This is a genomic window from [Zimmermannella] faecalis ATCC 13722 (genome assembly GCF_000381765.1).
Taxonomy (GTDB): Bacteria; Actinomycetota; Actinomycetes; order Actinomycetales; family Microbacteriaceae; genus Gulosibacter; species Gulosibacter faecalis.
In genome coordinates, this window is the sequence record NZ_KB907078.1 from 17,623 (window position 1) to 31,305 (window position 13,683).

Here is a 13,683-nt window from a genome sequence, read left to right on the forward strand (position 1 = left end):
CAACATTATTGGACGACGGTGCGCGCTCGGTGCATATCTGCCACACGGCGTGGGAGTGCGTCGAGCTGCGCGAGCACTCGCACCGCGATCGCGTCGAGCTGTTTCGCGAGCTGTGAGCGCGGCGCGGCGTCGACGACGGCGATCGCCTCGGCCGCCGCGCGGTCGACCGCGCGCGGGTCGTCGGGCAACAGCGTCGACTGCTCGATCCCGCCGAAGCGCAGCAGCACCTGCCGCACCTGCCCGGCCGAGTCGGCGCCCGTGACCGAGCGTCGCAGTCGGTTCATGACCGTCTCGATGCGGGCATCCGGGCCGAGCAGATCGACGAGCCCGAGCCGCGCGCGCAGGTACCGCTGCACCCCGACCGGGGTTGCTTCGCCGAGCGCGACGACGAGGTCGGCGGCGTCGACGGCCGCGTGGGTCGCCGCGTTGCGCCGCGGCGCCGCGACGTCGCTCACGAGTTCCTCATCGCGTTCGAGGTTGAACCCGACGTCGATCACGACGACGTCGTACTGGTCGCGGGCGCGGGCGATGACGCCGCGGACGCGCTCGGCGCCGAGTTCGGGCCACCGGGCGGGGTTACTGATGCCGACGAGCACGCGCAGCTTGCCCTTCGCGGTCGCGCACTCGGAGCTCACGCGGTCGAGCTCGTCGCTCGTGAGCGAGCCCGCGCCGGCGAGCCGGCAGGCCGCGGCGAGCCCGGGCGCCTCGTCGGAGATCCCGAGCGCCGGGGCGACCGCGCCGCCGTACGTATCGGCGTCGATGAGCAGCACGCGTCGCCCCTGGTTCGCGAGCGACGCCGCGAGCGCGATCGCGACGGTCGTCGCGCCGGGCGCGCCGTGCGGCCCCCACACCGCGACCACCCGGCCGAGGGGTGCCTCGTGCGCCGGCGGCTGCGCAGTGAGGTCAGCCGCGGGATACCCCGTGGATGCACCGCCCGCGGGGTCATGTGGCTTGGGGGCGCGTTTCCGTCGAGGGGCCGATTCGCGAGGCGCCGACTGACGGCGCGCCCGCGACTCCTCGCGCCGACGCTCCTTGCGGCTCGCGGTGCGGCCGGGCTCGCCTGACGCGTCGGCACCCGGAGCGAGGTCACCGGCCGCCTCGGCAGCGGCGACTTCGGCGGGGCCGGGTGCGGGTGGCCGCGCGGCGCGCGGAGGCTGCGTGCCCGCGAGCAGCCGCTCGACCGCATCCCACCCCTCGTCTGCAGCGATGCGGTCGACGATGCCGAGCTCGGCCGCCTGACGGCGCTCGACGTCGTTCCCGACCACGGCGATCGCCCGGGCACCCGCCGCGTCGCAGCGGGCGAGGCTCGCGCGGTTGAGCGTCTCTGGCCCGGCCTGTGCGACGACGAGGTCAGGCCGCGCCCGCTCGACGGCCGCCGCGAGCGCGGCGGCACCGGTCACGCGGTCGACGATCTCGTGGCCCGCGCGAATGATGCCCTCGAGCAGGGCGACCTCGACCTCGTAGTCGACGGCCAGCAGGATGCGCGCCATGACTACCCCCGCACCCGGTCGTGGAGCGGCACGAGCTGCAGCCGCGCGCCGTTCGAGGTGGCGCTCATGACCGTCGAGATCTCGGAGTCGGGGATGCGCAGCTCAACGTCGACCTGCGAGGTCGCGACAAAGTCGTCGGACTCGATGACGCGCACGACCTGGGCCTCGGCGACGATGACGGTCGGTGCCGAGTACGTGCCCATGCGCTCGCCCGGAGATGCCGACCAGAGCTCGACGGTCGACCCTGTGGTGACGCCGGCGGGCAGCTCGCCCGGAATCGTCACGACGACCGCCGCCATCGAGGTGTCGGCGTCGCCGAGCGCCGTGAGTGGCACGAGCTCGCCGGCGCCGATCGGCCGCGTCGCGATGAAGTCGCCGTCGCCCACCTCGGTGAGATAGAGGTCGGTCGGCGTCGCGGCCGACACCTCGACGGGCGTGAGCGCATCGGCCGAAAGCGCGTCGCCAGCCGCGACCGCTGACTTCACCGCGTACACGGTTGTCGTCTGCGCCGCGGCCTGCACGATGCCGACGACCCCGGCGATTGATCCGAGCACCAACACGATGCCGATTACGAGTCGCGGATCAATCCGCCTGCGCGCCCCCACTGCCACAACCCCACTCCTTCGTTGCGTCGGTTGTCTGCGCCGCCGCGAGTGATTTCGCGGGGCACAGGCACCATCGTGCGGCATCTGAGGATGTGCTGAAGAAGTTATCCACAGCCAGCCTCTGCCCACCGTGTGGCTGAGATAATTGGGGACATGACTTCGACAACCGGGGCCGAATTCCCCCGATTCCTCACGCTTGCCGACGTCGCCGACATCCTCCAGGTTGATCTCGACGTCGTCCGCGACCTCGTGACCACAAACGAACTTGCCGCGATTCGCATCGGCGTCGACGGCGCTTTCCGCGTCGAACAGCGCGAACTCGAGCACTTCATCGCCGACAAGTACGAGGCCCGCCGCCGCGAAACCATGCTCGAGCAGGCCGAGTTCACCGACCTACCCGAGATCACCGGCAGCGGCAGCTGGCGCGACCGCACGTAGCCCCGCGACGCTACTCGGTCACGTCGCCGTCGATGCGCACGAGCCGCACCTCGTCGAGCGGCACCATGCGGTATGCCGCGACGTCGCGATTGCGGCGCGGGGTATCACCGTCGTGCACGGCGAGATCGAGGTGATCTCGGCCGACGAGGTCGATCGTGCCGTGGAGCACGCCGAGCGTCGTCGTGACCTCAACGTGCACGCGCCGGCGCGTGAGGTCGCGCAGCGGAATCACGAGCCCGAGCCGCGCCGCGAGCGAGTCGGGCTGTTCGGGGCGCGCCGCGAGTGAGCGCTCGAGCTGGTCGCGCGTGAGCACGAGCGACGAGATGCCCGCGAGCGGCACGAGCACGCTCCGGTACCGTCGCGTCGGCGCCGCAAGCCGGGCCGCGAACCAGTCGGCCCCGAACTCGGTGGGTTCGATCTCGAGTCGTTCGCCGCCGCGCAGCTCGAGTGAGAGGCACTCCCCCGGCCGCAGCGCGGGCTGGAGCGTCGCGAGCCGCTGCCGCAGCGTGAGCCGCGCGACGCGGAGCCGCTCGTCGTCAACGGCCTCGCGACGTCGCTCGGCCTCGTATTCGGCGTCGAACTGCCCCGCGAGGTCGTCGAAGAGATCGTTCCAGCGCACCGGCCCAGTCTTACCCAACCTGCACGACCGGGGTATGAGTTATCCACAGGCGGCCACTGCGCGTCTCCCCCTGGTGATTGTTATCCACAGTTTCAAAAATTCACTTTCCCTCAGCACCAATGCCGGGGTTCAATGACGACGTACCTCGCCGCACGACGGGAGCCCGCATTGACGCAGCCGCAGCGACTCACCACCACGCTCACCCACGACCAGCCCCGTAAGCCGCGCTTCGGCGAGGGGGCGCTCACGAGCCGCGCTGAGGCGGCCGCACTCGAGTTACCCAACCCCGAGCCCCTGCTGCTCAACCTCGGCCGCAGCGTGTTCGAGGCGCTCGCCGGAGTGCGCGAGGTCGAGCAGATGGTGCGGTGGCTCGCACCCGAGGTCTACAGCAAGCTGCTCGCACGCGTGCAGCACGCGGCGCGCGGCCGGGCCCGCAACGGCACGCCCGTTATGCGCCCGCAGATCGACCCCATCCGCTGCATCTGGCAGTCGCCGCGCCCCGGCGTCGTCGAGTCGACCGTGCTCATCGATTTCGGCACGCGTGTGCGCGCCGTCGCGATTCGCCTCGAAGGCTACCGCGACCGCTGGCGTGCCGAGCGCATCCACGTGCTCTAGCCTCGGCCCGTACCTGTGCCACCTGGCCGACCTGCTCGCCAGACCCGATCTCGCCGACCACACCTGATCGCTCGGAACACACCTGATGGCATGTCAACAGGGCTCGTCGGGCTCGTCGGCCTCGCTAGGGCTGAGCGGGGCGCGGATACGCGGGCGCGGGCTCGACGAGCCACTCGCGCGCGGCAGTGACCCGCGGCGCATCCACGCCGTGCTCGGCGAGAAACCCCTGCGAGTCAAACGACGCCGCGAACTCGCGCAGTGCCGCGCCCCGCGACTCGATCACCGGCGCGAGTTCCTCCTCGGGCAGCCAGCGCTCGTACGGGTGCGGCTTCTCGCGCGTGAGGTGGTGCGCGTTCACGGCGCGCACGGCCCGCTCGTCTTCGTCGGCGAGCGTCGCACCGTCGGCGCCGAGGGCGAGCAGCGCGATGCCGGTCACGAGCCCCGTGCGGTCCCGGCCGGCCGAGCAGCACACGAGCGTGCCGGGGCCCGCGTCGAAGAGTTCCCCGACCGCGTCGGCCACGCGCGGCGCAAACATCGCCACGAAGTCGGCGTAGCCGTCGGTGTGGTTGAGGTACGGCTGAAAGCGCGCCCGAAACTCGGGCAGGGTCGGGTCTTCGACGGGCGCGAAGCGATAGTCGATCGCCTCGGTGCCGACGGCCGGGCCCTGCGGCTCGGTCGCGTCGCGCAGGTCGAGCACGCGCCGCACGCCCTCGGCTGCGGCCTGCGCCCAGGCCGCCTCGGCCCACGCCTGCGGCTGCCCCGAGCGGAACAGCACGCCGTCGCGCACCGCTCCCCCGGCGACGGGGATACCACCGAGGTCGCGGGCGTTAAAGGCTCCCGGCCAGCCTCGTTCGCGCGTCACGATCACTTGTCGTCGTCGGTCACCTTCTGCCCGAACGAGCCGCGCTGCTGCTTGCGACTCGTCGCCTTCTGCTGCTCCCGCGCGACGTCGGCGGCCGAGCGGCCCTGGCCTGCGCTCTGCTTCGCGGGGTTGCCCGAGCGCGACTTCGCCTTCGCGGCCTTGCCACCGGCGGGCTTCGGCGTCGGCTTCTTCGCGGTCGTCGTGGCGCGAGTTGCGGCGGGTGCGTCGGCCGTGTCGGCCTCGGCTCCCTTCGCCTCGCCCGCGGCCTCGCGCATCGCCGACGCCGTGCCGAGCGTCATCTCGCGGCGCAGGGCGGCCCGCGTCGCGTTGACGTTCACGCGGCCCGTGCCGTCGGTGACGCGCACCTGACCCGACTCGTCGGCCGACGAGTAGTTGAGCTGCTGCTGCGGCTCCGACTCGGTGCTGCGCTGGCGCAGCTTGATCGACCGGTGCTTCGTGCCGTCTTCGTGCTCGTGCTCTTCGACCTCGACCTCGGTGTTCATGAGGAACTGCACCGACTCCTCGCGAATGCCACCGAGCATCTGCTGGTACAACGCGAAGCCCTCGCGCTGGTACTCGACGAGCGGGTCGCGCTGCGAGAGCGCGCGCAGGCCGATACCTTCCTTGAGCGCATCCATCTCGTAGAGGTGGTCGCGCCACTTGCGGTCGATGACCTGCAGCAGGATGCGTCGCTCGAGCTCGCGGCTCGCCTCGTCGCCGAGCTGCTCCTCGCGCTTCTCGTAGGCGAGCTTCGCGTCGGCGATGACCTCTTCTTCGACGTGCTCGTCGGTCACCTGGTTGACGCCGCCGTGCTCTTCGATGATCTCGTCGACGGTCACGGTGATCGGGAACAGCTGCTTGAGGTCGGCCTCGAGGCCCGGGATGTCCCAGTCGTCGGGGTTGCCGGCCGTGTGCTCGAGCACGATGTCGTGAATCGAGCCCTGGATGAAGTCCTGCACCTTGTCTTTGAGGTCGTCGCCTTCGAGAATCGCGCGGCGGTCGGCGTAGATCGACGAGCGCTGCTCGTTGAGCACGTTGTCGTACTTCAGCACGTTCTTGCGGATCTCGGCGTTGCGCGACTCGACCTGGCCCTGCGCCGACTGAATGGCGCGCGAGACGATGCGCGACTCGAGCGCGAGGTCGTCGGGCGTCGAGTCGTTGTCCATGATCGCCCGCGCCGCACCCGTGTTGAACAGGCGCATGAGGTCGTCGGTCATCGAAAGGTAGAAGCGGCTCTCGCCGGGGTCGCCCTGACGGCCCGAGCGACCGCGCAGCTGGTTGTCGATACGGCGCGACTCGTGGCGCTCGGTGCCAAGCACGTACAGGCCGCCGAGGTCGGCGACCTCCTCAGCCTCGTCCTTCACCTCGTCGCGCACCTGCTCGAGCACCTCGGGCCACTTCTGCTCGTAGGCCTCGGCGTCTTCGACGGGGTCGAGCCCGAGCTCGGTCATGCGGGCCACCGCGATGAACTCGGCGTTGCCGCCGAGCATGATGTCGGTACCACGACCGGCCATGTTCGTCGCGACCGTGATCGCGCCCTTGCGGCCCGCCTGCGCGATGATCGCGGCCTCGCGAGCGTGGTTCTTCGCGTTGAGCACCTCGTGCTCGACGCCCCGCTTCGCGAGCAGCTTCGAGAGGTACTCGCTCTTCTCGACCGAGGTCGTACCGACGAGCACGGGCTGGCCGGTCTCGGAACGGTCGACGATGTCTTCCACGACCTGGGCGAACTTCGCGCGCTCGTTCTTGTAGACGAGGTCGGGCTTGTCGACGCGCTGCATCGGCTTGTTCGTCGGAATCGGGATCACGCCGAGCTTGTAGGTCGACTGGAACTCGGCCGCCTCGGTCTCGGCGGTACCGGTCATGCCCGAGAGCTTCTCGTACATGAGGAAGTAGTTCTGCAGCGTCACGGTGGCGAGCGTCTGGTTCTCGGCCTTGATCGTGACGCCCTCCTTCGCCTCGATCGCCTGGTGGAGGCCCTCGTTGTAGCGGCGGCCCTTGAGGATGCGGCCGGTGTGCTCGTCGACGATGCTCACTTCGCCGTTCTGCACGACGTATTCCTTGTTGCGGTGGAACAGCGCCTTCGCCTTGATCGAGTTGTTCAAGAACGAGATGAGCGGCGTGTTCGCCTGCTCGTAGAGGTTCTCGATGCCGAGCTCGTCTTCGACGCGGTCGATGCCCTCTTCGAGCACGCCGATCGTGCGCTTCTTCTCGTCGACCTCGTAGTCGCGGCCCTCCTTGAGGCGCTTCGCGAGCTTCGCGAACTCGACGTACCAGCGGTTCACGTCGCCCGAGGCGGGGCCCGAGATGATGAGCGGGGTGCGCGCCTCGTCGATGAGGATCGAGTCGACCTCGTCAACGATCGCGTAGTAGTGACCGCGCTGCACGAGCGCCTTCTTCGACTGCGCCATGTTGTCGCGCAGGTAGTCGAAGCCGAACTCGTTGTTCGTGCCGTACGTGATGTCGGCGGCGTACTGCTCGCGGCGCTGGTCGGGGGTGAGCCCTGAGAGGATGCACCCGGTCGTCATGCCGAGCGCGCGGAACACGCGGCCCATGAGGTCGGACTGGTAGCTCGCGAGGAAGTCGTTCACCGTGACGACGTGCACGCCCTTGCCCGGGATCGCGTTGAGGTACGCCGCGAGCGTCGCGACGAGCGTCTTGCCCTCACCGGTCTTCATCTCGGCGATGTTGCCGCCGTGGAGCGCGGCGCCACCCATGAGCTGCACGTCGTAGTGCCGCTGGCCGAGCGTGCGTCGGGCCGCCTCGCGCACCGCGGCGAACGCGAGCGGCAGCAGCTCGTCGAGAATGTCCTGGTCTTTCTTGCCCGCGTCGACGCCCTCGGCGTACTGCTCGCGGAACTCCTCGGTCATGTCGCGCAGGTCGTCGTCGCTGAGGTCTTCGAACTCGCCCTCGAGCCCGTTCACCTGGTTCGCGAGTCGCTCGAGTCGGCGCACCTGCCGGCCCTCTCCGAATCGAAGGACCTTATCGAGGATCGAAGCCAATGAAATCTCCTGACAAATCGTCGGCGTACCGCGGAAACGCGCTCAATCGTACTCCGCGCGCATCAACAACACTCGGGCCGGGTGGAGGAACCACCCGGCCCGAGCATCAGGGAGTGTTAGGCGACCGAGGATGCTTCGCTCACGGCATCTAGGTCGGCCTCGACCTCCTCGTCGATCTCGGCGGCGCCGTTCTCGTCGAGGGCGATCACACCGTAGTCCCAACCGCGGCGGCGGTAGACGACGGCGGGACGCTCGGCGCCCGCCTCAATGAAGAGGAAGAAGTCGTGGCCGAGCAGCTCCATGTGGTCGACGGCCTCGTCGGCGGTCATCCGCTTCGGAGCGAACACCTTCTCGCGAATGACGATCGGGTTGTAGTCGTCGAACTTCTCGCCCTCGACGTCGACGGTCGCGGCGGGCTGGGCCTGCCCCGAGACGACGTCGATGACACCGGTATCAGCGGGAACGATGTCGAGGTTCGCGAAGTCCTTCGCCGACGCATCCGCGAGGCTCTGGCCGCCGTGGCGGTGCTTCTTCTTGTCTTTCATGCGACGCATGCGCTCGACGAGCTTGTCGAGGGCGATGTCGAAGGCGGCGTACTTGTCGCCCGCCTCGGCTTCGGCACGAATCGTCGGGAACGGCCCGAACACGGTGATTTCGACCTTGCCCTTATCGAGGATGTTGCCGGCCCGGTCGGTGCGACGCTTGAGCTTGACCTCGATGGTTTGCGCCCGTTCCGAAAGCTGCTGCACCTTCGCAGTTACCTTCTCTTCCGCGTACTCCCGAAAGCGGTCGGGAATCTCGGTGTTGCGGCCGCTGATAGTGACGTCCATCTCACCCTCCTGGTCTGCGAACTCGGGGTTCGCGAACTCGGGACCCCGAGCCGGATGTGTATGTATGTCTCCCAAATACTACGAGCATCTCCCTGCAGGATTCCCACACGACGTCAAAAGTTTCCATTTATGTTGTTGCGGCTCGGCACTCGCCCCACTACCGCGGCCCCGACGACCCGTGCCCCGGCCGCTTCGAGGGCCCGCCGCGCCTCGAACAGCGTCGCGCCGGTCGTCACGAAGTCGTCGACGATGACGCAGTCGCGACCGCGCACGAGTGGCCTGGCGCGCAGCGCGCCGATGAGATTCTCGGCCCGCGCTTCGCGCCCGAGCCCGGCCTGGTCTCGCACACGCCGAACGTGCGCGAGCCCCTGCGCCGCCCCGCCCCGCACGGCGCGTTCGATGAGCAGCTCGACGTGGCCGAAGCCGCGCGCGGCTCGGGCCGCCCGCCGCGACGGCACGGGCACGAGCAGCAACCCGATCGGCGGCGCGGCGAGCTGCCGCACGAGGGCGGCGAGGGATGCGCGCAGCAGCGGCGCGAGGTGCGTCGCGACGTCGACGCGGCCGCGCTCTTTGTACGCGTCGGCGAGTGCCCGCAGCCGGGCGTCGTAGTCGATCGCGGTCGCGACGGCGAGGCCGTGAGCGACGGTGACCCGCGGTCGGCACGCCGCCCGCAGCTCGGCCCGGCACGCGGCGCACACCCCGTGATCGGGCGCGCCGCAGCCCGCGCACGCGACGGGAAACAGGGTCGCGAGCGCGTCGCGCAGAGCGGGGAGCACGCCGGTCACGCGCGTAGCCTGCCACGCCCCGCGGCGAGGCGACCCCGCCTATCCACAGGCCGAAGGCGCCGCTCGCCTACTCCTGCGCGAACAGGAAGTTCACGACGGTTTCGGAGGCCTGCCAGCGCGTGCCGCGCGGCGAGTAGACGATGCCCTGCCGGTCGACGATGCGCATGCCGGCGAGCGAGTTCGAGCCGGCGACCTGAATCGCGTTCGGGATCGACCCGAGCGACGTGAGCTCGCCGCCGACGCGGTAGAGGCGCACCTCGGTCGTGCCGTCGCCGTCGTCGACGAGCATCGCGATGCTCGAGCTGTCGACCCACGCGAGGTCGTTCGCGACGTCGTCGGTGCCCGGCATCTCGACGAGAATCGGGTCGCCGAGGGCCATCGGTTCACCGCCGTCGCGGATGATCGGCATGACCGCGAGCGTGACGCCCTCGTCGCCTTCGAACAGCACCGCGAGGCGCGTGCCGTCGCGCGAGATCTGATGCGAGATGAAGTCGGGCGCGACGCCCTCGGGCAGCGGGATCTCGAAGATCGAGCCCTCGCCGATCTTCGAGACGTAGAGGCCGGTCTGGGTCGTCGACTGGGTCCACACCCAGTCCCAGTTGTCGAGCGCGGGCTCGACCTGACCGCCGCGGCTGTCGATCAGCGTCGCCTCGGTGTCGTCGTACCGCATCGCGTAGGTGCCGTCTTCGGTGAGCATCGTCACGGTCTGCCGCGACGCCGACAGCGCCCCGCGAATCGGGTCGATCTCGCCCGCGACCGCGTTCACGTTCTCGGCGCCAGCGGGCGGCGAGAGGGTGTCGCTATTGAGGTAGCCGAGGCTGCCGTCTTGGAACACGAGCGGCAGCGAGTTCACCTGCGGGCTCGTCGTCACCGTGTCGCCGCTCGGCAGGCTCGCGTCGATGCGCGCGCCGTTCACGCGCAGCTCGACGCTCGTGATCTCGTCGATCGCCGTGAGGCTGCGCTCGAGCTGCAGGCGCATGAGCGAGAGGTCGGAGGCGCTCGCGGCCGCCGACGCGTCGCCCGAGAGGTTCACGATCGCCTGCCCCTCGACGACGTTGACACTCGAGATGAGCGTTGTGCTCCCGGGGAACGCGCTCGTGACCGCCTCGCCCGGGTAGAGCCAGTCGGATGGGCCGCGCAGGAGTTCCTCGACGACCCGGTCGGCGAGCGCGTCGGTGTTCGGGAACCACCGCAGGTCGGGCACCGTGTACTGCTGCTCGCTATCGAAGAACGTGAGCGAGGTGGCCTGGAACAGGTCGGTGAACGACTGGCGGAGCAGCACGATGCCGTCGGGGACGTCGGAGATGCGCCACTCGCCGCTCACCTGGCTGAGCTGAAAATCGAGCGTCTCGTTGCTGCTCGAGAGCACCTCTTCGTAGTTGCCGTGCGCGTCGACCGTGCCGGTGACCGGCACCGTCACCGTGATCGCGTTGTCGCTGTCGGTACGCATCGACACCTGGCCGCTCGTAATGAGCACCTGCTCGGCCGGCTTCCAGCTGTCGGCTGCCTCGTCGGTGAGGTACTGCCGCGCCGTCGCGAAGTTGTTCTGCATGCCCGTGCCGGCGTCGATGAAGCCCTGCACGATCTCCTCGCGGCTCGCGCCCTCGCTCGGCTCCGAGGGGTAGTAGCGCAGGCCCTGCGACTCCTGCTCCTCCTCGATCGACCCCTGCTCGACCGACCCCGAGGTCGGGATCGAGGCACACGCCGCCAGCGAGACGAGACCGGCGAAGGCCGTCACGCTCAGCAGAAATCGACGCAGGCGGGTCATCGGCGCTCCTCCCCCGAATTGTCATCGCCGGGCTCGGCGTCGAACTCCTGCCCGAGGCCGGGGAGCGCGACGCGAAGGGTGATGGGCTGGGTCGAAAGGTCTTCGTTCGAGAACCCCTCCACCTTCTCACCCTGGTGCTCGCGCGTATAGGTGTCGGCGCCGGCGTCGTCGGGCAGCAGCGGCAGCGGCGACGTCACGATCGGTTCGTCGTGGTGGCGCGGCAGCGTGAGGCGGAAGTTCGAGCCGAGCTGCGGGGCCGACCACACCTCGAGCAGGCCGGAGTGCAGGTGCGCGTCGTCTTTCGCGATCGCCATGCCGAGGCCCGAGCCGCCCATCGTGCGCTTGCGCGAGGGGTCGGCGCGCCAGAAGCGGTCGAACACGTTCGTCTGCTGTTCCTCGCTCATGCCGATGCCGTAGTCGCGCACCGTGAGCGATACGGCGGTCGCGTTCGCGTCGACCGTGACGACGATCGGCTTGCCCTCGCCGTGCTCGATCGCGTTCGCCACGAGGTTGCGCACGATGCGGTTGATGCGGCGGTCGTCGAACTCGGCGATGACGCCGCGGTCGGGCGCGCGCAGCACGAGCGCCTCGCCGTGCTCGATCGCGACCGGCAGCATCGCGGCAATGACGTCTTCGGCGACCTCCTTGAGGTCGTGCTCCTTGCGCAGCAGCTCAACCGCGCCCGCGTCGTACCGCGAGATCTCGAGCAGGTCGGCGAGCAGCAGCTCGAAGCGTTCGACCTGGTCGTGCAACAGCTCGGCCGCGCGCGACAGCGTCGGGTCGAAGTCGTCCTTGCGCGAGTAGACGAGCCCGCCCGCGAGCCGAATCGTCGTGAGCGGCGTGCGCAGCTCGTGCGACACGTCGGACACGAAGCGCTGCTGCACTTTCGACAGGTTCTCGAGCTGCTCGATCTGCTGCTGCAGGTTGTCGGCCATGTGGTTGAACGAGCGCGCGAGCGTACCGATGTCGTCGTCGCCGCGCTCGGGGATGCGCTGCTCAAGCTGGCCCGCCGCGAGCTGGCGGCTCGTCTGCGCAGCGAGCCGCACGGGCTGCATGACGGCGCGCATGATCGAGCCGATGATGAGGCCCACGAGCAGCACGAGAATCGCCATCGAGATCGCGAGCGTGCGCTGCACGAAGTCGAGGGTGTCTTGCGACGACTGCAGCGAGTACACGAGATAGAACTCGTAGTTGCCCGCGTTCGGCACCTGCACGAGCGTGCCGATGACGATGCCGGGCTGCCCCGCGTCGACGCCGGTCGTGAGTTCGACCGACTGGAAGTGGAGCGTGTCGGGCTCCTGACGCACCGCAGCGCGCAGCTCCGCCGACGTGAGCGACGGCGCGACGCTCTCCGACGCGATGTCCTGAATCACGCTCGTGGTCGACTGCCCGGGGGCGCGGTAGAAGGCCCAGCCGATCGCGTTCGGGGCCTGCGCGCGCGCCGAGTCGAGCGCATCCTGCCGCAGCGCCGAGATCGCGGTCTCGTCGCTCTCGCCGCCCGTCTCGAGCACGGACTGCGCCGCCGTCGCCGCTCGCTGCGCCTCGAGCTGAATGTCGTCGGATCGCGAGGTGAACAGGTCGCGCGCGATCGTGTTGCTCATGACGAGCGCGACCGCGACCACCGTGATGCTCGTGAGCGTCACGGCGATGACGGTCGTGCGGAACGGCAACGACGTGCGCCAGAGAAACCGAATGTTGCTCAGGAACTCGCCGGGGCGCCACCAGCGGCCGGGCGGACTGTCGGCGGGTGCCGTCTCGACGTGGTTCGGCAGGCGAACCTGGATGCGATCGGAATCGGGCTCGGCTCGGCGCTTGCGTGGACGGGGAAGGCGCATCGACTAGGCGGGCGTGTGCCCCGCGCGGTAGCCGACGCCGCGCACCGTCTGCACGATCTTCGGCTGGTCGGGGTCGATCTCAACCTTCGCGCGCAGGCGCTGCACGTGCACGTTCACGAGGCGGGTGTCGGCCTTGAAACGGTAGCCCCACACCTGCTCGAGCAGCTCTTCGCGCGTGAACACACGGTTCGGCTTCGCCGCGAGCGTGTGCAGCAGGTCGAACTCGAGCGGCGTGAGGTTGATGGGGTCGTTGCCGCGGGTGACCTCGTGGGCGGCGAGGTTCATCTCGAGGTCGCCGATCTTGATGACCTCGGTCTGCTCGCTCGTCGTCGCGCGCAGACGCGTCTTGATGCGGGCGACGAGCTCCTTCGGGTCGAAGGGCTTCACGATGTAGTCGTCGGCGCCGGCCTCGAGGCCGCGCACAACGTCGGTCGTGTCGGACTTCGCCGTGAGCATGATGATCGGCACGCCCGACTCTCCACGGATCGCCTCGCAGATCTCGATGCCGTCCATGCCCGGGAGCATGACGTCGAGCAGCACGAGGTCGGGCTCGGTGTCGCGGAACTTCGCGACGGCGAGCGCGCCATCGGAACAGAAGGTGGGCTCGTATCCCTCGGAGTCGAGCACGATTCCGATCATCTCGGCCAACGCAGTGTCGTCATCGACGACCAAGACTCGCCCGGGCACGTGACCTCCCCTATTCATCCGTATTCCTAGGCAGAGCCTACCTGGTGCGGTGGGCGCGTGGGCGCGGCGAAACGCAGTTCACCCCGGTCGAACCGCGGCGGATGCGCGCGGTTCGCCTCGCGCGCGTGCTACTCGTGAACGATGCGATTC

Annotated in this window: 12 protein-coding genes; 2 read left to right on the forward strand and 10 right to left on the reverse strand. The window is 69.4% G+C overall.

The genetic code is table 11. The features are described 5' to 3' along the window. Positions 1-5: 5 nt before the first annotated feature. Entirely contained in the window at positions 6-1,490 is a 1,485-nt protein-coding gene (locus G328_RS15855; RefSeq protein ID WP_019618663.1) for a CpaE/TadZ family protein, read from the reverse strand. A 2-nt stretch (positions 1,491-1,492) separates the two neighbouring features. Continuing rightward, positions 1,493-2,101, reverse strand: a complete 609-nt coding sequence (locus tag G328_RS0107175) for a CpaB family protein (protein WP_026339717.1) — start codon at positions 2,099-2,101, stop codon at positions 1,493-1,495. 147 nt (positions 2,102-2,248) lie between these two features. Here G328_RS0107175 and G328_RS0107180 point away from each other — a divergent pair, with 147 nt between their 5' ends. Then, on the forward strand, positions 2,249-2,533 hold the full coding sequence (locus G328_RS0107180; protein ID WP_019618665.1) for a helix-turn-helix domain-containing protein: 285 nt from the start codon (positions 2,249-2,251) through the stop codon (positions 2,531-2,533). 10 nt (positions 2,534-2,543) lie between these two features. Here G328_RS0107180 and G328_RS0107185 read toward each other — a convergent pair whose 3' ends face one another. After that, entirely contained in the window at positions 2,544-3,152 is a 609-nt protein-coding gene (locus G328_RS0107185; RefSeq protein WP_019618666.1) for a hypothetical protein, read from the reverse strand. Positions 3,153-3,284: 132 nt separating this feature from the next. Here G328_RS0107185 and G328_RS0107190 point away from each other — a divergent pair, with 132 nt between their 5' ends. Beyond that, positions 3,285-3,767, forward strand: a complete 483-nt coding sequence (locus tag G328_RS0107190) for an Rv3235 family protein (RefSeq protein ID WP_026339718.1) — start codon at positions 3,285-3,287, stop codon at positions 3,765-3,767. Positions 3,768-3,891: 124 nt separating this feature from the next. Here the strand turns inward: G328_RS0107190 and G328_RS0107195 are convergent, their stop codons facing one another. The 7 genes from G328_RS0107195 to mtrA form a co-directional block, all read right to left on the reverse strand. Next, complete coding sequence (locus G328_RS0107195; RefSeq protein ID WP_187325744.1) at positions 3,892-4,629, reverse strand: tyrosine-protein phosphatase; 738 nt, start codon at positions 4,627-4,629, stop codon at positions 3,892-3,894. A 2-nt stretch (positions 4,630-4,631) separates the two neighbouring features. Continuing rightward, entirely contained in the window at positions 4,632-7,628 is a 2,997-nt protein-coding gene (gene secA / locus G328_RS0107200; RefSeq protein WP_019618669.1) for a preprotein translocase subunit SecA, read from the reverse strand. A 116-nt stretch (positions 7,629-7,744) separates the two neighbouring features. Continuing rightward, a complete protein-coding gene (gene hpf / locus G328_RS0107205; protein WP_019618670.1) occupies positions 7,745-8,458 on the reverse strand; it encodes a ribosome hibernation-promoting factor, HPF/YfiA family in 714 nt (237 codons plus the stop codon). A gap of 113 nt (positions 8,459-8,571) precedes the next feature. Then, the gene (locus G328_RS0107210) at positions 8,572-9,243 is read right to left on the reverse strand and encodes a ComF family protein (protein ID WP_019618671.1); all 672 of its coding nucleotides are present in this window, start codon (positions 9,241-9,243) and stop codon (positions 8,572-8,574) included. Positions 9,244-9,310: 67 nt separating this feature from the next. Continuing rightward, complete coding sequence (locus tag G328_RS0107215; protein WP_019618672.1) at positions 9,311-11,011, reverse strand: LpqB family beta-propeller domain-containing protein; 1,701 nt, start codon at positions 11,009-11,011, stop codon at positions 9,311-9,313. Then, a complete protein-coding gene (gene mtrB, locus G328_RS14660) occupies positions 11,008-12,846 on the reverse strand; it encodes an MtrAB system histidine kinase MtrB (RefSeq protein WP_019618673.1) in 1,839 nt (612 codons plus the stop codon). Before mtrB ends, G328_RS0107215 begins: the two co-directional genes overlap by 4 nt. Before the next feature lie 3 nt (positions 12,847-12,849). Next, a complete protein-coding gene (mtrA, locus tag G328_RS0107225) occupies positions 12,850-13,551 on the reverse strand; it encodes an MtrAB system response regulator MtrA (RefSeq protein ID WP_040905116.1) in 702 nt (233 codons plus the stop codon). Positions 13,552-13,683 lie beyond the last annotated feature (132 nt).